This window comes from Blautia hydrogenotrophica DSM 10507, assembly GCF_034356035.1.
Classification (GTDB): Bacteria; Bacillota; Clostridia; order Lachnospirales; family Lachnospiraceae; genus Blautia_A; species Blautia_A hydrogenotrophica.
Genome location: NZ_CP136423.1, coordinates 724586 through 744329 on the forward strand (window position 1 = coordinate 724586; position 19744 = coordinate 744329).

Annotated in this window: 17 protein-coding genes; 15 read left to right on the top strand and 2 right to left on the bottom strand. The window is 48.1% G+C overall.

Features of this window, described 5'->3' with window-relative positions:
- The first annotated feature begins 10 nt into the window (after positions 1-10).
- Positions 11-1006: a lipoate--protein ligase gene (locus tag BLHYD_RS03500; RefSeq protein ID WP_005949234.1), complete on the top strand. Its 996-nt coding sequence runs from the start codon at positions 11-13 to the stop codon at positions 1004-1006.
- A 63-nt stretch (positions 1007-1069) separates the two neighbouring features.
- Here the strand turns inward: BLHYD_RS03500 and BLHYD_RS03505 are convergent, their stop codons facing one another.
- The gene (locus BLHYD_RS03505) at positions 1070-1879 is read right to left on the bottom strand and encodes an MBL fold metallo-hydrolase (RefSeq protein ID WP_005949235.1); all 810 of its coding nucleotides are present in this window, start codon (positions 1877-1879) and stop codon (positions 1070-1072) included.
- A gap of 310 nt (positions 1880-2189) precedes the next feature.
- Positions 2190-3137, bottom strand: a complete 948-nt coding sequence (locus BLHYD_RS03510) for a 2-hydroxyacid dehydrogenase (RefSeq protein WP_005949597.1) — start codon at positions 3135-3137, stop codon at positions 2190-2192.
- 256 nt (positions 3138-3393) lie between these two features.
- Here BLHYD_RS03510 and BLHYD_RS03515 point away from each other — a divergent pair, with 256 nt between their 5' ends.
- The 14 genes from BLHYD_RS03515 to BLHYD_RS03580 all read left to right on the top strand — a co-directional run bounded on the left by BLHYD_RS03515 (position 3394) and on the right by BLHYD_RS03580 (position 19734).
- A complete protein-coding gene (locus BLHYD_RS03515; protein ID WP_005949601.1) occupies positions 3394-5025 on the top strand; it encodes a PucR family transcriptional regulator in 1632 nt (543 codons plus the stop codon).
- Between the two features lie 172 nt (positions 5026-5197).
- Positions 5198-6178 carry a thiamine pyrophosphate-dependent dehydrogenase E1 component subunit alpha gene (locus tag BLHYD_RS03520; RefSeq protein ID WP_005949603.1) on the top strand — a complete coding sequence of 327 codons (981 nt, stop codon included), beginning with the start codon at positions 5198-5200 and terminating at the stop codon, positions 6176-6178.
- Positions 6179-6188: 10 nt separating this feature from the next.
- Complete coding sequence (locus BLHYD_RS03525; protein ID WP_005949605.1) at positions 6189-7157, top strand: alpha-ketoacid dehydrogenase subunit beta; 969 nt, start codon at positions 6189-6191, stop codon at positions 7155-7157.
- Positions 7158-7177: 20 nt separating this feature from the next.
- On the top strand, positions 7178-8152 hold the full coding sequence (locus BLHYD_RS03530) for a dihydrolipoamide acetyltransferase family protein (RefSeq protein ID WP_005949607.1): 975 nt from the start codon (positions 7178-7180) through the stop codon (positions 8150-8152).
- 105 nt (positions 8153-8257) lie between these two features.
- A complete protein-coding gene (locus tag BLHYD_RS03535) occupies positions 8258-9787 on the top strand; it encodes an ABC transporter ATP-binding protein (RefSeq protein WP_005949609.1) in 1530 nt (509 codons plus the stop codon).
- Positions 9784-10890 carry an ABC transporter permease gene (locus tag BLHYD_RS03540; RefSeq protein ID WP_005949611.1) on the top strand — a complete coding sequence of 369 codons (1107 nt, stop codon included), beginning with the start codon at positions 9784-9786 and terminating at the stop codon, positions 10888-10890. Before BLHYD_RS03535 ends, BLHYD_RS03540 begins: the two co-directional genes overlap by 4 nt.
- Before the next feature lie 72 nt (positions 10891-10962).
- On the top strand, positions 10963-11886 hold the full coding sequence (locus BLHYD_RS03545; protein WP_050769899.1) for an ABC transporter permease: 924 nt from the start codon (positions 10963-10965) through the stop codon (positions 11884-11886).
- Positions 11887-11925: 39 nt separating this feature from the next.
- Entirely contained in the window at positions 11926-13002 is a 1077-nt protein-coding gene (locus BLHYD_RS03550) for a BMP family protein (RefSeq protein WP_021845218.1), read from the top strand.
- Positions 13003-13153: 151 nt separating this feature from the next.
- A complete protein-coding gene (locus tag BLHYD_RS03555; RefSeq protein ID WP_005949617.1) occupies positions 13154-14230 on the top strand; it encodes a BMP family protein in 1077 nt (358 codons plus the stop codon).
- 20 nt (positions 14231-14250) lie between these two features.
- A complete protein-coding gene (locus BLHYD_RS03560; RefSeq protein ID WP_021845217.1) occupies positions 14251-15006 on the top strand; it encodes an SDR family NAD(P)-dependent oxidoreductase in 756 nt (251 codons plus the stop codon).
- A gap of 41 nt (positions 15007-15047) precedes the next feature.
- A complete protein-coding gene (locus BLHYD_RS03565) occupies positions 15048-15803 on the top strand; it encodes an SDR family NAD(P)-dependent oxidoreductase (RefSeq protein WP_021845216.1) in 756 nt (251 codons plus the stop codon).
- Between the two features lie 8 nt (positions 15804-15811).
- Entirely contained in the window at positions 15812-17074 is a 1263-nt protein-coding gene (locus BLHYD_RS03570) for a Zn-dependent hydrolase (RefSeq protein WP_040350701.1), read from the top strand.
- Positions 17061-18242, top strand: a complete 1182-nt coding sequence (locus tag BLHYD_RS03575) for an iron-containing alcohol dehydrogenase (RefSeq protein ID WP_005949622.1) — start codon at positions 17061-17063, stop codon at positions 18240-18242. The genes BLHYD_RS03570 and BLHYD_RS03575 overlap by 14 nt, the downstream gene beginning before the upstream one ends.
- Before the next feature lie 13 nt (positions 18243-18255).
- Entirely contained in the window at positions 18256-19734 is a 1479-nt protein-coding gene (locus tag BLHYD_RS03580) for an amidohydrolase family protein (RefSeq protein WP_040350657.1), read from the top strand.
- Positions 19735-19744: the final 10 nt, after the last annotated feature.

The window sequence follows — 19744 nt, forward strand, 5'->3', positions numbered from 1 at the left end:
GAGGAAGAAGATGACGGAACGAATTGTTTACCTAGAGACGGACAGCACAGACCCATATGATAATCTGGCCTTGGAGGAGGCGCTGCTGGAAGAAGCAGCGCCTGGGAAGTGTATTTTGTACCTGTGGCAGAACCAAAATACAGTTGTGATAGGCAGAAATCAAAACTGTTGGAAAGAGTGTGCGGTGGAAGAGTTAGAACAAAGTGGCGGACATCTGGCGAGACGACTTTCAGGGGGAGGTGCTGTCTACCATGACCTGGGAAATTTAAATTTCACGTTTTTGGCTTCGAAGGAAGATTATCATTTGGGTAAGCAGATGGAAGTAATCCAAAGGGCTGTGAGGGCCTTTGGGCTGAATGCGCAGAAAAATGGAAGAAATGATTTGACGTTGGACGGAAAGAAATTTTCAGGCAACGCGTTTTATGAGGCGAAAGGAAAATGTTATCACCACGGGACCATCCTCATATCAGCGGACAAGGAGAAGGCCGCACGTTTTTTGAATGTAGATATGCAGAAGCTAAAGTCCAAAGGGGTGGAATCTGTCCGTTCCCGGATTGAAAATCTTCAGACCTATTGTCGGGATGTGACTGTGGAAAATATGAAACAAAGTCTCATCTATGCGTTTTCTCTGATTTATGGCTGCTGTCCTCAGAGGATGACGCAAGAAGAGCTCCCCAGAAGGAGAATTGAGGAGCTGGAAAGGAAATACCGTTCCTGGGAGTGGACGTATGGCAGAAAAATTCCATTCACGCATACCTTTTCTAGACGGTTTTCCTGGGGAGATTTTGAGTTACAGCTTCAGGTGGAGGCTGGGAGGATTGAGAACGTCAATGTGTTTTCTGACAGTTTAGACAGCCATATATACCGATTGGGAGAGAACCTTCGAGGAATAAAGTATGGGAAAGCAGAGATTCTCCAAGCCTTAGAGGCGGGAATGGAGAAAGCTGGTGTTTTTCAGGAGTGCAGAAGGGATATTATCGGACTGCTGGAAGCACAGATGTGGTAAAAACGTAACAGTTCAGCCAGTATCATTCGTAAATACTGAAATGGCGGGAGAAGAATGGTGAAGTCAAAAGAGCTTGTGACAGAGGCCGAAGGTCTCGCAGAAAACGGGAAAGGGCAGAGAGTCATCGGCCATCTTACAGATGTTTTTCGCAGAGAGTGTCCATTGTTCCAGATCTTGGTTGGGGTCTGCCAAATGGACGAGAAATATTTGCCTGGGCAGAAAGTAACTGCTCAGGTTTTTTCTGGCGCTTTTTAAGCTAAGACAGGGGAAAGGAGCGATCAGCACGTCTAGCTGCGGTGTGAGGTAGTGCAGAGTTTCATAGAGCTGATGGCTGGGGCGGGCATCCCCGGAGATAAAAATCGAGTGATTCTGCCACTGTATTAGTATACTGGAATGGACAAGTTTTGACTGTCCCATATGTTCTGTGGAAAGAAAATGCAGAAGAGTATCTCCATGTCCAAAAGAACAGACGTCAAGAAAAGGTTCTGTGAGGGAACTGCTAGTATACGAGGAAGAGAGTACCTTTTTGGGTACTTTTTTTGTTATATCTGAGTAACGATTTGCCTGGTTTTGGTCATTGGCAGTCTGCTGTGAAGCTGAAAGGAGAAACGAAGGGACGTAAAATTGACACTGGGGATGTAGAGACAGATAGGCCTCGATTTTCGATTTTTGATAGTGATCTTTGTGAGTGTGGGTAATCAAGAGTAAATCCAGAGATTTTGTACTTCCCATAAGCGGAAGGTATAACTCTTTTGGCATCTCACGGTAGGGCGCAATCTCAGTCTCCGTGAACAGATCAATACCAATTGACAGATGTCCCAATTTCAAAATGACTCCGGCGTTACTCACCGGCCACAGACAGGCTTCGTACATAACATTCTCTCCATTTTTACTCCGTAGGATCGCATTGCGGCGGAAACGAAGATGTTGCTGACGCAACCCGCCGCAGGCGGAGAATCCTGCGGGGCAGGATTCTTTTTTATGTTATAGGAAAGACCTTGTCACGCTGAAGCGTGAAAGCCCTTTCCTATAACATAAGCGCTCCACTAAGGATGCGCACGCCGCAATAAGGTAGTGCACCACAAGGCGGTGTTGCGGCGGCGCGCAAAGTGGGACGCGCCCTCAAAGATTGAGGGGATGGGGGAGTTAAAGTGGGCTTGCCCACTTTGTTCATTCTAAAATCCTATAATATGATATTTTTTTGACTGCCATTAAGCCAAGCTTGAATGTTGTCAAATACAATCTCCGCGCGCATCACCATGGATTCTTCGGAGGCAAATGCCACATGGGGAGTCACCAGAGCATTTTTGCTGTGCAGCAGAGGGTGTTTGGTGTCGAGCGGCGGTTCCTGCTCAAAGACGTCGATACCTGCTCCAGCCAACCGTCCTTCGTTCAATGCGTCTGCCAATGCCTGAGAATCTACGATCGGACCTCTGGCGGCGTTGATTAAAATCGCAGTGTTTTTCATCAGAGCCAGCCGTTCGCGGTTGATTAGACCGATGGTCTCAGGTGTCTGAGGGCAGTGAAGGGATACGATGTCAGAGGACTTCAGCAGTTCTTCCAGACCGACATAGGTCACACCCGGAACAGGATTTTTCTCAGGGTGTCGGCAGTATCCTAACACTTTGCAGCCGAAAGCGAGACAGAGCTGAGCAGTTCTTGCGCCGATGGCGCCGACCCCGATAATTCCCACAGTTTTGCCTTTCAGTTCGCGTCCAACCAGGCCGTCCTTGGTGGAACCCTGGCGGCATCTTGCCTCCACCTGGGGAACATTGCGCAGAAGAGAAAGCATCATGCAGAGTGTCAGTTCCGCGACAGATTCGTTGGAATAGCCGGAAGCGTTGCTGACTGCGACCCCTCTTTCTTTTGCAGCCTCTAGGTCTACATGGTCCACACCAGTGAAGGCCACGTCAATGAATTTCAGGTTTTTGCAGCCGCGAATGACCTCACCGGACAGAGGCATGTTGGCAATCATGAGGATGTCGGCATCCTTGGCTCGCTCCAACTGTACAGCGGGAGAGGTGTCTTTTTCGTAGGCCGCGAATTCATGGCCTTGTGAGCGAAGTGTATTGGCATAGTTTTCGAGAACTTCCTGGGAGATACCCAGAGATTCCAGTAAGACGATTTTCATAGATGGTTCTTCCTTTCTTTCATATAGCAGTGAACTTGCGCTTATACAAGTCTCTCTCTAGTGTAATCTATTACAGTGTAAAAGTCATTGTACAAAATAGACAAAAAGGAAAATTTAATTGGCGGTCTCATCCAATGAAATTCACATACTCATTTCATAAAATGAAATGGAAAATAGGAGGAGTCTGACCTTTGAGCGCAGTGTGCCATTCGGACAACGTCTGAGATACATCATGTGAACAGTTAGAAGGGAAAGGATGGATGAAATGATACTGAGAGATTTACTGAAAGAGAAGACACTGAGAGACTTGGTGGTAATTAATGAAAAGGCGGACCTAGACCGGGTTGTGTCAACGGTGGAATCCACAGAGACACCGGATGTGGTTGCGTATGTGCCGCCGCACACCCTGCTGCTGACGACTGCGATGGCGTACCAAAACTGCCAAGGAGAGCTATGTAAACTCATAGTCAGTTTAAACCAGCTTCCTTGTGCGGGAATGGCGATTAAAATTGGGAGATTCATCGGTGAACTGGAACCACAGGTGGTACAGGTGGCGGACGAACTGGGATTTCCGCTGCTACAGATTCCAATGTATCAGACGTTGGGAGAAGTCTATCACCACATGCTGGCTTATATATGGGACAACGAGAATGAGGATCTTTTGTATGCTTTGAACATACAGAAAAGGTTTTACAATCTGGTTTTGCAGAATGCTTCTTTGAATAAGCTGCTGAGTAATTTAGGAATGGCTTTGAAACAGCCAATCTTTATTTTTGATTTGTTTGGGAGTCTTCGTGGTTCTAGCAATGCCACGAAGCAGGAGGAGAGAATGGCGGAAAATTCTTTTTCCATGATGGTGGGGGAGCTGCTGGCTCAGGATGAGACGGCGGCAGGAGAAGAAAATAAGGGGGTGAGAGATTACTCGATCTACCCGATTCGCGCTGCCAGCTATAACACTCATTATCTGATGATTTTAGAGACAGAGAAGAGGATGAATACAGTGTCCAGTTTTGTGCTGGAACAGGTGCTACTTATTTTTGGAATGTATTTTTATAAAGATTTTTATCTCTGTTATAACGAAATACAACAAAGAGAATCCTTTTGGTGTCGTTTAACAGAACAGAAGAAAAAGGATGCCGGGGAGAGTCAGAATCTTTTGTTGGAGGGAAAGGAACTGGGAATCAAGAAGTGTTCTTATTATCAGGTAATCATAGGAAGACTATCTCAGATGGAGGGCAGGCGCTTTCACACACCCAAATTTATGAAAAAAGAAGAACAATATATTTTGATTTATGAGTGGCTGAAAGAACAGTTGGAGGGAGTTTATCACAGAGAAGTTCTAGTATTTCCCGACACAACCAGTTGGAGCTATATCTTTTTGGTGCAGGAGAGAAGACATATGGCGGAGGAAAATATGAGGCAGCTTCACCAGTATCTATGGCAGGTGATGGGATTGCAATTGGAATTCTCCTGCGGAAATGAGGTATATGAGTTAGAGACGTTAAGTAACTCTTATTGGAAAGCGAAGGCTAGTTTCCACAATGGAGAGCTGAAAAATGGCGTCGATTATATCCACCATTACAAACCTCAAAATATCTTAGAGTTGTTAAAAAGTCTGTCTGATAATCAAATCCAAGATGTCTGTGTGCAAATTTTAAAGAGTCTTGCCTATCCCCAGGATGAAATGTCGTTGGAGCTGCGTAAAACGCTGAAAACTTATCTGGACTGTCATTGCAGTATCATTGAGACTGCCAATTTACTGTTTGTTCATCGAAACACAATTCGGTACAGAATCAAACGGTGTGAAGAGATTTTGGAGAATGATCTGAGAGACCCGGATTACTGTTTTCAGGTACAGCTATGTCTGGTATTTACCGATAAGTGTTAGGATTGCGCCTGTAATTGTCTGAAAAATAATAGATAAATGACATAAATATGTTAAAAGCACAAAAGTTAAAAATATTTTGTGCCAATGGTCCATATAAAACGAAAAAGGTATAGACTATAATTTTTTTTAAGTTAACACAGTGTAGCAAAGAAAAAAAAGGAAGCGAGAAGGAATGGGAAGTACGATGAACAAAGAAAAATTCATGGACATCTATAACCGTATGGTTATGATTCGAAAGTTCGAGGAAAAAGCAGGTACTATTTTTTCTCAGGGACAACTGGCTGGATTTCTCCATTTATATATTGGAGAAGAGGCAGTCGGTGCAGGCGTGTGTGCGGCCCTGAATGATGATGACTATATTGTCAGCACACACCGTGGCCATGGTCATTTGATCGCCAAAGGCGGTGACGTGAACAAAATTATGGCGGAGCTTTTCGGAAAGAGTACTGGCTACTGCAAGGGAAAAGGTGGCTCCATGCACGTGGCAGATTTTTCTAAAGGAATGCTGGGAGCTTGCGGAATCGTGGGTGGCGGAATCCCCATTGCAGTAGGGGCAGCGTTGACGATTAAACGAAAACACACCAATCAGGTCGCTGTGACGTTTTTTGGAGATGGGGCTTCCAATGAGGGGAGTTTCCATGAGTCTATCAACTTTGCGGCGGCACAGAATCTGCCCGTGATTTTCCTGGTGGAAAACAACGGCTACGGGGAGTTCACGCCTCAGAACAGATCGACGCGAATTGAAAATATAGCGGACCGTGCGGCGGGGTACGGAATTCCAGGAGTGATCGTGGATGGAATGGATGCAGTGGCAGTCTATGAGACCACAAAAGAATGGGTAGAGAAGCTCAGAAATGGGGAAGGACCGGTACTTATTGAGGCGAAGACGCACAGAAAAGTAGGGCACTCTGAGGGAGAGAGCGCATTTTTGGACGGACAGACTTACCGTCTCCCAGAGGAGGAGAAAATCGCGATGGAGACTTGTCCCATTGAGAATCTGAAGAAATACCTGCTAGATCATGATTTGGCACAAAAAGAAGAGCTAGAAGAGGTGGAAAGAGCTGCCCAGGAAAAGATCGAGGCAGCTGTGGAGTACGCGAAGAACAGTCCATTCCCCACAGAAGAGGACTTGTACACAGATACATGGGTTTGAGGTGAGTGAGATGAGAAAATATTATATTAGAGCCGTACAGGAGGCTTTGTTTGAGGAGATGGCCCGTGATGACACGACGTTTCTCATGGGGGAAGATGTAAGAATTGGCTGTTTTGCGGCCACAAGAGGACTTTGTCAGGAGTTCGGGGAAGAGAGAGTGATTGACACACCGATTTCAGAGCTGGCTGTGGCCGGAGCGGGAGTAGGAGCGGCAGCGACTGGCTCGAGGCCGATCGTAGATTTGATGTTTGGACAGTTTCTGATGCTGGCCTATGACCAGGTCTCCAATCAGGCCAACGCGATGCGTTATATGTTCGGCGGCCAGACAAAAGTGCCGATTACTTATTTGGTTCAGAATGGAACTGGCCCTTGTGTAGGTCCGCATCATAGTAACTCCGTACACCCGATGTTTATGAATATTCCTCTGGTAAAAGTGGTAATGCCCAGTTGTCCAAAGGATGCGAAGGGACTTTTGAAGTCTTCGATACGGGATGACAACCCTGTGATCTTTTTCAATCACACTTCTATAGGTGGAATGAAGGGAGAAGTTCCGGAGGGTGAGTTTACAATTCCTCTGGGAAAAGGGGAGATTAAGAAAGAGGGCAGTGATATTACGCTTTGCGCGGTCGGACTGATGGTGAATACCTGCCTGAAAGCGGCGGCTAAATTGGAGAAAGAAGGAATTCACGCGGAAGTGGTGGATTTGCGGACTTTGAAGCCTTGGGATAAGGAATTGGTTCTGGAGAGTGTGAGAAAGACAGGAAGATTTCTGGCAGTGGATGAAAGCTATCATACCTGCGGCGCAGGAGCGGAGTGGGTGGCAACGGTGGCGGAAGAAGGCTTCCACGACCTGAAGTGCCCAGCTTCCCGGCTGGATGGAGTGGAGATTCCGATTCCTTTTAGCCCGGCACTTCAAAAATATGCAGTTCCCAGTGTGGAGACGATTCAGGCAAAAGTAAAAGAGATGATTCAAAAGTAAGTGGAAATGAGGGAATAAAGATGGCAAAAACACCGGTATATATGCCGAAATTTGGTATGACCATGATGGCGGCAGAAATCATGGAATGGTATGTAGAACAAGGGGAGGAAATCACCCAGGGAGATCCCCTGCTCTCCATAGAGACAGAGAAGACGACGGTAGACATTGAGGCTCCCTGCAACGGGTATTTGACGAATCCCTTGTATGAGGTAGGAGAAGAAGTAGAAGTTGGAACAATTCTGGTCTATGTGGCGGATACAGAGGAAGAGGCTGCTGAGGGGACAGAGGTTCAGGAGAATATGCAGGCTCAGGAGGAGACGAAAGAGCCTGATCTTCAGCCAGGAAAAGAGCTTTCTAAAATTCGCAGGACGATTGCTGATAATATGAAATCTAGTTTGCAAAAGACGGCTCAGCTCACCTTGCTGCGCACAATTCGAGTGGACAAGCTGGCAGAATATAAAGCAGGACTGACGGGAGTCTCCTACAATGACCTGTTGGTGAAAGCACTGGCAAAGGCGCTGTCAGTGTATCCGAAAGCATGTGTGCAATTGGCAGATGGGCGTGCGATAGAACAGAACAACATGGACATTGGATTGGCAGTGGCGATGGAGGAAGGACTGATTGTTCCTGTGATCCGCGGTGCGGATAAACTCTGCCTGGAAGACGTTGCGAAGGAACGCAAAAACTTAGTGAAGGCAGCTAGAGATGGCAGTCTGCTGCCAGAACAGACAGGAAACGCAGTAGCTACCCTGACGAATTTGGGACCACAGAACGTGGATTTCTTTACACCAATTCTGAATTTCCCTGAGACAGTGATTCTGGGAGTGGGAAGAATGAATACGGTGCCGTGGGTGGAGGACGATAAGATCACTACGGCAAAAACTATTGGTTTCAGCCTGACCTTTGACCATCAGGTATTGGATGGAAAAGACGCGGCAGAACTCCTAGAAGAATTTGCGAAGGTGTTGGAACACCCATCTTCTTTAAGTGAATAGAAGGAGCCGAGATAAGGAAATGGCGCAGGATTACTGCGCCATCGGTGTATACGAAAGTATGCAAACACTCCGTAGGATTCTTTTTTATATGAAAGGGGGAGGTTTATGAACGGCAGCAAGGAAAATTTGCTGGAGATGCACCATATCACAAAACGCTTTGCAAAGATTGTGGCAAACGATGATGTGAGCTTGGAAATACGCAAAGGAGAGATTCACGCATTGTTGGGTGAGAACGGTGCAGGAAAGTCGACTTTGATGAACATGCTGTACGGTTTGCTGAAACGGGATGAAGGCACAATTATCTGGAAGGGAAAAGAAGTCACAGTACATTCCCCAGCTGAGGCCATAGAGCTTGGAATTGGCATGATTCATCAACATTTTCAATTGGTGGAAAAATTTACAGTTTTGGAGAATATTATTCTGGGGAGAAAGGAAGGCAAATTTATAGAGCTTCCTCTAGATGAGGCAGAGAAGAGAGTTCTGAGTCTGTCAAAGGAATATGGGCTGGACATTAAGACCAGAGCAGTGATTGAAAATCTAGCGGTGGGAGAGCAGCAGAAAGTGGAGATTGTGAAGGCACTGTATCGGGGGTCAGACTTACTGATTATGGACGAGCCCACTGCGGTACTCACACCGCAAGAAGTCACAAAATTGTTTGAAATCTTAAACCGTCTGCGCAGGGAAGGAAAATCCATTATCTTTATCAGTCACAAACTCCCGGAAGTCTTAGAGTTGTGCGACCGGATTTCTATCATGCGCGACGGAAAAATGATACGGACTTTGGACAACACGCCGGATTTGGATTCCAGGCAGCTGGCCGCCTACATGGTGGGAAGAGATATCAATCTTCAGGTGGAGAAATCCAAGTGTGAGCCTGGGGAAGTGGTGTTGAAGCTGGAACATGTCTGTGCAGACCCAGTCTTTGAGTCTTCAGGAGTAAAGGATATCTCTCTGGAGCTGAGAAGAGGAGAGATTCTGGGAATAGCGGGCGTGGATGGAAATGGGCAGGAAGATCTTTCAGAACTGATTATGGGACTTCGCAGGCTGACCAGCGGGAAAATTACAGTTCTAGGAAAGGATGTCAGCAAATACAACACGAAGAAAATGCGGAAAATGCCCATCGGCTACATACCGGCTGACCGTAATCATGCGGCCTTGGTATTGGACTTTTCTCTTCAGCAGAATGTGGCATTGAATCATCCAGACCAGCCGCCATACGGGAATCGCTGGGTGATGAATCACAGGAAGATCACACAGGTTACAGAAGAAAAATTAAGACAGTTTCACGTGGCGGCTTCAGGGCCAGCAGAGCAGGCGAGGAATCTAAGCGGCGGCAACCAGCAAAAGGTGGTTCTGGCCAGAGAGGTAGGAGAGAAGGTGGATTTGATTATCGCAGTCTATCCGACACGAGGGCTGGACATCGACGCGACTCATTTTGTGTTTGATACCATGTTGAAAGCCAGAGATGAGGGGGCAGCAGTCCTCTACATTTCCACGGAACTGGAGGAGATACTCAGCGTCAGTGACAGAATTGGTGTTCTCTACGAAGGTACTCTGATGGGAATTATCCCAGGAGAGGGAGCGCAAGTGGAGAAAATCGGACTGATGATGGCGGGAGAGCAGGTGGCAGAATGAAAGATAAGAGAAAAAAGAAATCGGTGTTGGACGTAGTCTTGGATATGATGCCTGTCATCGGTGCAGTGATCGGGATGGCGATCGGGGCGATTTTCGTCATGCTGTGGGGCATACATCCTGCTACCTTCTTTTCAGAATTGATAAAAGGCGCTTTCGGAGGAAAGCTAGAGATTGGAAGTACTTTAAACTGTGCAGTACCTCTCTTAATTGCAGGAACAGGAACAGCGATTGCGTTTCGGGCAGGTGCAAACAATATTGGACAGGAAGGCCAGTTATTTGTGGGCGGTCTGGCTGCGGCGACGATTGCTTTGATGATGCCGAGTCTTCCAAGGGCGCTTGGAATTCCAGCAATATTAGTTCTCTCTTTTGTGTTTGGTATGGCCTTTGCGGGGATTGCGGTTTTATTCCGACTGTTTAAGGGGGTCAATGAGCTGCTGATTACGTTGCTGTTGAACTACATAGGTAGTTATTTGATCTCAGCTATGGTCAATGGACCATTCCAGTCTTCCACCAATGTGAGTTTTCCACAGACGGACACATTCGGGGAACAGTTTTTGCTAAAAAACTGGCCGCAGATGGGGTATGTACATAGTGGTATCTTCATTGCAATTGTGGTCATCGCTATTTTCGGCTATTTCCTCTGGTATACCCCAATGGGAATGCGGATTCGTTCGGCGGGACTTTCGCCTATGGCGTGTAAGACTGCAGGAAATAATCCGACGATATTATTCGTGGCGGCGATGCTGATCAGTGGTGGTCTGTGTGGTATGGCAGGAAGTATCGAAGTAATCGGAAAGAGCGATTGTCTGAGACAGGGATTTGGCACGAATTTAGGTTTTGATTCCTTGGCTGTGGCGCTTTTGGGCGGCACGAATCCTTTCGGGGTGCTCCCAGCAGGTTTATTCTTTGGTGCCCTTCGTGCCGGAATGCAGACGATGCAGCGCTCCTTGGGAATTCCCAGTGCTCTGCTGGACTTGATTAAAGGTTCCATTATGATTTCCATCATGGTGGGAAATGCGGTCAAGCTGCATGTCCGCACAAAAGGTTACAAGAAGAAAAAAGAAAAGACCGTGAAAACGGTTTCCAATGAGACATCCTGTTAAGGGTATACTCTCGGAAATCTGGGCACAAAGAGATTCCGGGAGTACCTAAGGAGCGAAAGGAGGATAACTGTATTGGATATCAGTGTACTAGTAGAATATTTAAACTCGACGATTCGAATTTCTGTGCCGATTATTTTGATTGCGGTGGGTGTCTGTTACTCAGAGAAGTCCGGAGTGTACGCCATGGGCTCGGAAGGGTTTATGCTGATCTCCGCATTCACCAGTGTGGTGATGATGATCGGGACGGACAATCATCTGATCAGTGTATGTATCGGAATTTTGACAGGAGTGACGGCATCAGCGATTTATGCATACTTTGCAGTGGTTTTGGGCGCAGATCAGGTAATTTGTGGACTCGGCTCAAATTTTGTGATGCTAGGTCTGACGAGTTCACTTCAGAAACTGCTATGGGGAGTGACAGGGATACCGAGAATACGGGGAATGAACCCGGTGGCGATTCCAGGACTGTCTGAGATTCCCTTTATTGGACCGATGCTTTTTGAACAGCCAGTACTCACCTATCTGGCCTATATTCTGATTCCAGCAGCCTGGTGGGTAATGTTCAAGAGCCGCTGGGGTCTGAACCTACGGTCAGTGGGTGAAAATCCAAGCTGTGCGGACACTCTAGGAATCAATGTCAGAAAGACGAAAATTCTGGGTGTTTTGACCAGTGGAGCCTTCTGTGGACTGAGCGGTGCGGTACTGTCTCTGTCACAAGTTCAAAGCTTTGTGGAGAATATCTCTGGTGGACGTGGATGGCTGGGGCTAATCGCAGCTACATTTGGAGGCTGGAATCCATTGGGGGCAGCCGGTGCCGGAGTGATTTTCGGAGCGGCGGAATCTTTACAGCTTCGTTTACAGATTATGAGTACCATCAATATCTCATCCTATGTGATCTTAATGATTCCCTATCTGGTGGCACTGCTGTTTATCCTGTTTATCGGAAAATCGCGGAGACATCCGGAGGCTATGGGAAAACATTATAAGAAACAGTAAATGATATTGCCTGTGGGCAAAGAAAGGGAGGAAGGAAGTATGAAGAAAAGAATCCTGGCGTTGGTGATGGCAGTGGGAATGACCGTGGGATTGTTAGCAGGCTGTGGAGGTAATTCCGGAAGTTCTGACAAGGAAGCTGCGCAGACGGCTACAGAGGAAGGAAAGTCAGACTCAGAGGTAAAGCCGGCTTTGTTGCTGAGCGGTAGCGCCAACGATCATAGCTGGAACCAATTCGGCTATGAGGCTTTGATGAAGGTAAAAGAGGAGCTGGGAGTGGAAGTCACCTACTCGGAGAATGTCACTACAGTGGACCAGCTGCAGGCAATCCGAGACTATGCTTCCAAGGGGTACAATCCGATCATTGGCCACGGTGGTGCCTTTGAGGATGACATGATTAAAGTTGGCGAGGAATTTCCTGACACTCAGTTTATCGTGGTAGCCGGGGGAACCGGGGCAGAACCTAATGTATTGTCTGTGGACAATGCGCCCTGGCAGTATGGGTATTCCTATGGCTGGATGGCAGCGAAAATTACCAAGTCTAATAAAATTGGATTTATCACAGGCATGGAAGGTGTGTCCACGATGAATAACCTGGTGGGAAGCTGGAGAGACGGAGCAAAATCAGCGAACCCGGATGTGGAGACTTCTGTGGTATATATCAGTGACATGGGAGACGTGGCAAAAGCCAGAGAAGCGGCGCTATCACTGAAAGCGGCTGGCTGCGATGTGATCATGCATGAGCTGAATGCAGGAATGCAGGGTGTGATTGACGTGTGCAAGGAAAACAATATTTATACGCTGGGAAGAAGCGAGTCTGATAAAGAGTATGCTCCAGATCAGCTTTTGACTTATACGGAATTTGACTGGGCACCCAAATATGTGGATTTGGTGAAGAAGACCATGGACGGTGAGTTGTCAGGCGGTACTTATTTCTACGGTTTCCATACACCAGAGGCACCAGGATTTGTGTTCCATTATGATGAGGAACATTCTTGGAATCCGGAAGTAGTCTCCGATGAGCTGCTGGAAGAATTTAAGACAGAAGTAGAAGAGATGTTCGTGGAGAGTCCAGACCGCACGTACACTGCGGAGGACGCAGCAGGAGGTACCAAGTAAAGAGTAAAGACGGTCATAATCTCGTTACTCCTTGAGAGATTTTGATATCTGCGGGCAAAAGCTTTGCCCGCAGATCCCCGAGAGTATTTGAGAGAGGGGAAGGAGGACAGGAAATGTCTCTGTCTGTACAGCAGATGGAGGCGAGAGATGAATGAAGAAGAAAATTTTTGCGTTGATTTTTGCGATAGGAATAACAGGGAGCATGCTTTCTGGCTGTGGCAGGAATTTGGACAGTTCAGATACTGAGACAGCACAGACAGCGACCGAAGAAAAAGAGCTCTCTTCAGATATAAAGCCGGCCTTGTTGCTGAGCGGCAGCTCCAATGACCATAGCTGGAATCAATTTGGCTATGAGGCATTGATGAGGGTAAAGGAGGAATTGGGAATAGAAGTTACCTATTCCGAGAACGTGACCACCACAGATCAGTTGCAGGCGATCAGGGATTATGCATCCAAAGGACACAATCCGATTATTGGACATGGCGGACAGTTTGAGGACGACATGATAAAAGTCAGTGAAGAGTTTCCAGATACGCAGTTCTATGTGATCTGCGGAGGAACAGGAGCGAAACCGAATGTACTGTCTGTGGATAATGCCCCCTGGCAGTATGGGTATGCCTATGGCTGGATGTCGGCCAAGATCACGAAGACTGGTAAGATCGGCTTTATCACAGGGATGGAGGGCGTATCCGTCATGAATAATCTGGTGGGAAGTTGGAGAGATGGAGCGAAGACTGTCAATCCAGAAGTGGAGACATCTGTGGTATATATCAGTGACATGGGAGATGTGGCGAAGGCCAGGGAGGCGGCACTGTCTTTGCAGGCAGCCGGCTGTGATGTGATTATGCATGAGTTGAATGCGGGAATGCAAGGCGTCATAGATGTGTGTAAAGAAAGCGGCATTTGCGTTTTGGGAAGAAGTGAGGCAGATAAGGAGTACGCGCCAGATCAGATTTTAACTTACACGGAATATAACTGGGACACAAAATATGTGGATCTGGTGAAGAGAACCATGAATGGCGATTTGCAGGGTGGAACCTATTTCTATGGTTTCCATACGCCTGAAGGGTCCGGTTTTCAGTTCCATTATGACGAAAATCAGGAGTGGAATCCAAGATTTGTATCCGAAGAACTGCTGGGAGAATTTCAGACGGAGGTCGTGGATATGTTTGTGAAGGAACCTGAGCGCAGCTATACCGTGGAAGATGCGGCGGCAGGGACGAAATAAGATAGAAAATGGAGGAAACCATGAGATTAGAGAATAAAACAGTAATCGTAACCGGGGCAGGAAGCGGTCTTGGAAAGGCAGTGGCTGTGGCGGCAGCCAAGGAAGGCGCAGCGGTGGTCCTGGCGGATATCAATGAAGACGCAATGAATAAGACTGCTCAGGAGATCAGAGAGAACGGGCAGAAGGCTCTTTGCAGCCAGGTGAATGTGTGCAGTCAGGAAAGTATTGGACAGATGCTTACAAAGGCAGTAGACACTTTTGGACAGGTGGACGCTCTGGTGAATTGTGCGGGTATTTTTTCCAGCATTCCGTTTTTAGAGCTGACAGAAGAAGACTGGGATAGAATGCTGGACATCAATCTGAAAGGCTCTTTTCTGTGCTCACAGGCGTTTATTCGTCAGCTTCTGAATCAGAAAACCGGAGGCTCTTTGGTATTTTTAAGTTCCATCAGCGGGTACATAGGATTTACAAAATCTGCTCACTACTGTGCTTCGAAAGGGGCTGTACGTCAGTTAAGCAAAGCGATTGCTCTGGAATTCGGGCCAAGTGGAATCCGTTCGAATGTGGTGGCACCGGGGACGATTGCCACACCGATGAACGATTGGATTATCAAGGACCCCAAAATGCATGCGCAGTCGGTGTCGTCGATTCCTATGGGAAGATTCGGAACTTCCCAGGAGATTGCCTCCGCGATTTTGTTTCTGATTTCTGACGAAGCGGCTTACTGTACAGGAGCAGAGCTGTTGGTGGATGGTGGACAGATCACCCACTGTTAAAATGCATGAAAAAAGACAATCAGGATAAAGGAGATGGAGTTATGAGATTAAAGGGAAAAGTAGCGATCGTGACCGGAGCGGGCAGCGGTCTGGGAAAGACCATTGCCCAGAAGCTGGCGGCAGAAGGAGCAAAAGTAGCTCTGGCAGATATTTCCATGGAAAATGCCCAAAAAGCAGCTGAGGAGATTCAAAAGACAGGAGGTGAGGCTGCGGCGTTTTTGGCAGACATCACCAGTGAAGAGCAGATACAGAAAATGTTTGCAGAAGTGGAAAGAGAGTTCGGAGGTATCGACCTTCTGTACAACAATGCGGGAGTGAGTCCTGTGGGAACTGTGGAGACCACGACTTATCAGGATTTTCAGAAAGTGCTGGCGATTGATTTATACAGTGTGTTTCTGGGGTGTAAGCATGTGATTCCATATCTGAGGAAGAGAGGCGGGGGAGTCATTATCAACACAGCGGGAACCTTTGGAATCAAACCGATTCCCAATAAAGTGGGGTATTCCTGCGCAAAGGCAGGGGTGATCAGCCTGACTAGATCGGTTGCCATTGACATGGCCAAGGACAACATACGCTGCAATGCGATATGTCCAGGATTTGTGGACACACCTTTGAACAAAGATTTTGTGGGTGAGGAGAGGGAAAATTTCCTGAAAACCTATCAGCCTATGGATTTGAAAGTACAGGCGGACGACATCGCCAATATGGCTGTATTTTTGGCATGTGAGGAGGCGCGGGCAGTCACCGGTCAGCCAGTGGTCGTGGACGGTGGAACGGAAGCCTGCCTGTATTATTGAAGATGAGCATGAGAGCAGATGGAAACCGTATTTTATCTAGGCTAGAAGAGCTGTACGAATGTGGAAAGATGCCGGACGGCACCCATTCCAGAGTGGCCTATACGCCACAGGAACGCAGGGGAAGACAGCTTTTCTCAGAATATTTTCGTCAACTGGGAATCACAGTTTTTGAGGATGCCGCAGGAAACCTGATTGCCCGTCTGGAAGGAAACGACCAACAGGCTCCGGCGATTGTCATAGGTTCTCATCTGGACACCGTGCTGGACGGAGGCAGATATGACGGAGTCTACGGCTGTGTGGGTGGACTAGAGATCGTCCAGCTGCTGACGGAACAGAAGAGGAAATTGAACCATCCGCTGGAAATCATAGTTTTTGCAGACGAAGAAGGGATCCGCTTCGGCAATGGAATGTTCGGGAGCAGTGCTTTTTGCAAAGCTTCGCTGAGTGAACTGGATGGACAAGAACGGGACATCTATGGGATGACCAGGGAAGAAGTTTTAAAGACTTGCGGTGTGGATTTGAAAGAGGCGGCTAAGGCAGCCAGGAAAAAAGAGTCAGTCCTATGTACCTTGGAGCTGCATGTGGAACAGGGAGGAAATCTGGACCGCAGAGGCGTTCCCATAGGAGTCGTCACCTCCATCGCGGGGGTGAGGCGCTATGCGGTATCTCTGACAGGAGAGGCGAATCACTCTGGGAGTACCAAGATGGAAGACAGACACGACGCTTTGGTGGCAGCGGCGAAGGTAATCGGTGGATTGCCGGATTTGGTTCGGAAGCTGGGAGAAGAATTTTCAGTGGGAACTGTGGGAAAGATTACAGCTTTGCCCGGGGCAGTCAATGTGATTCCAGGGCGGTGTGAATTTTTATTGGAATTTAGGGATTCCGACGAGGCCGTGATGGAACGGCTGGCCGTGGAATTTCAAAGGCGCTTACAGACTGTTTGCGATGGCGGAGGGCTGCGGATGAAGATGGAGCATCTTTCTTCCCATGTGCCAGGAAAGATGAATCGACAGATTCAAGAAGAAATTGCAAAAGCCAGCGAAAGACAGGGTATGCCTTATCTGAGGATGCCAAGCGGCGCGTTTCATGATTCACTGTGGCTGACACAGAGATTTCCGTCGGGGATGATCTTTGTTCCCAGTGTGGACGGAATCAGCCATTCTCCCAGAGAGTACACCAAGCAGGAAGATTTGGAGAACGGCGTAAATGTCTTGTTGGAGACCGTTTTGAGTTTAGATGAGAAAGAAGGAATAGAAGATGAACCAGTTTAATTTTACGATGCCAACGAAATTCTATGTTGGCTTTGGACAGGTAAATGTCCTCAGAGAGATTGCAGGAGAGTATGGAAAGAAAGCGCTTTTGTGTGCGGACTCCACGATGGGAGAACTGGGATTTTTGGAGAAAGTAAAAAATCTGCTGAAGGAGGCAGGTGTGGAGGTAGAAGTCATAGACGATGTACAGCCGAATCCCAAAGATGTGGATATCGACCGCCAAGTGGCTTATTTCCTGGAAAAAGGCTGTGACTTCACGGTGGGATTGGGAGGAGGCAGTTCCATGGATACCGCGAAGGCCGTGGCGTTTCTGGCGGCGCAGAACGACGGCTCTGTGAGAGACTATGTGGCAGGCGGGGTGAAATCTGCTCTGGAAGAGGTAAAACAGCCGTATCCGGTGATCTGTATCACAACTACAGCGGGGACTGGTTCAGAGGCGACGAAGTGGTTTGTGGTCACGGACACTGTGAATCATGACAAACCTGGAGTGGGCCACGACCTTTTGATGCCGTCTGTCTCCATCGTAGACCCAGAATTTATGATGTCCCTCCCGGCAAATGTGACCCGTTCCTGTGGGATAGACGTGCTGTTTCATGCGATGGAAGCCTATGTGGCAAAATGTGCCAACGCGTTTACGGATATGGCAGCGCTGGAAGCCCTGAGATTGGTGATGAAATATCTGGGAAGAGCGATTGAAAATGGAAAAGAGGATAGAGAGGCGAGGGAAGGAATGGCCTGGGCCAATACCCTGGGAGGAATCGTGATCGGTGAGGGAAACTCTGGAACTGTGGCGATTCATGCGCTGGGACACAGCATCGGCGGCCAGACCAATGCGCCTCACGGGCTGACAATGTGCCCTCTGGCAGTTCCCTATATCGAGAGAACCTGGAGAGCAGACATGGAGAAATACGCGAACCTCACCAGAGTATTTGGTTATGGAGAGGACACCATGAGTACGGAGGAACTGGCCGCTCTTTGCCCGGAGGCGATGCGAGGGGTACTGAAAAAATTTGGCTGTGATCTGACAATGAAAGATCTGGGTGTGACAGAGGAGATGATCGGGCCGATGACAGATTCGGTATTCCACACCATGGGCGGTGTGCTGAATAACAGCCTGGTGGAATTTACCAGAGAGGATGTCATTGCCCTTTACAAAGATGCGATGTAGAGGTGAGAAAGAGATGGGGGAACTGATCTGTGCAGGCTGGCTCTTAGACGGAACCGGAGAACAGCACAAAGACTGGGGAATTCTGTTTCAAGGCCAGCAGGTGAGGGATGTGGGGCCGGCGACGGAGCTTTTGCAGACATATCCGGATTCCAAGGTGAGAGAGGAACCGGGATGGGTGATCGCACCTGGATATCTGGATGCCCATGACCATGGACGGGCTCTGTCCCCATTTTGGTTCGGGGTGAAGGACTGTCCGCTGGAATTGTGGATTCCCAGGCTCGGTCAGGTGGCAGTTCCAGTTTACGAGGCGGCTCTGTATGACGGAATCCAACTGGCAAAATCGGGGGTGACGACGGTAGTACACTGCCATAACCCTATGAATATCGCCAAGATGAAAGAGGAGCTGTTGGATACAGTCAGAGGCTATTTGGATGCGGGAGTACGGGTGGCTTTGTGCCCGCCGTACACAGATCAGAATAGCTTGATCTATACCGGCAGGGAGGAATTTTCTCAAACTCTGGAACCAGACTGTGTCGAGGTGTTTTCTAGAATGATTCAGGATGAGCCTATGACACTCCAAGAGTATTTCGCACTGGTGGAGGAATTGAAGCAGGAGCTGGCAGAGGAGATTCAGCAAAAGAGAGTTGACGTACAGCTTCATCCGGTGGGAGGACAGTGGTGCAGTGACCAGGCCCTATGTGAGATGAGAGACTACGCAAGGAAGCATGGGATGAGAATTCATATGCACCTGTTGGAGACCAAGTATCAGCGTATTTACAGTGAAAAACGCTGGGGAAAGACGATGGTCTCCCATATGGAAGACTTAGGTGTCTTAGGGCCATGGCTGACGATTGCACATGGGATATGGCTGACCGCGAAAGACCGCAGACTGCTAAGAGACAAAAGAGTGAAAACAGTCACGAATCCTTCTTCAAATCTGAGGCTGGGGAGCGGAATATTTCCGCTGCGTGAAATGCTAGACGAGAGGATTCCCTGCGCCGTGGGGTTGGATGGGTGTAGCTTGGACGATGACCAGGATTATGGGAGGGAGTTACGCCTGGCCCTCCACAATCCAGCGATTCCAGGGATAAGAGGACAGATCACCCCCAGAGAAATTTGGAACATGGCTTACCAAGCAGGGGTACAGGCCGTGGGATCTGGGCTTTCACCGGGGAGGCTTCAAAAAGGTGATCTAGCGGATTTCATCTGCTTCGATGGGAAAGTTCTAGACGGGCCTTATGCAAGTGAATCACTGACCTGGGAAGAAAAGATCCTACAAAGGGGCAGCAGGATGTCTGTGGCAGCCGTGTACTGCGGCGGAAAACTGATTGTGGAGAGAGGAAAATCGTGTTCCGGAAAAGAAGATCAGGCAGCGAAGAGAGTGGGGCAGTTTGCCCAGGAAAAGGCAAAACAGGGTCAGCCAGCCAATGAGAAGCTGATTCATAAGATTGCTCGGTTTTATACGGAATGGGAAGAGGAACAGGAGCGTTAAGGAGGAGGTA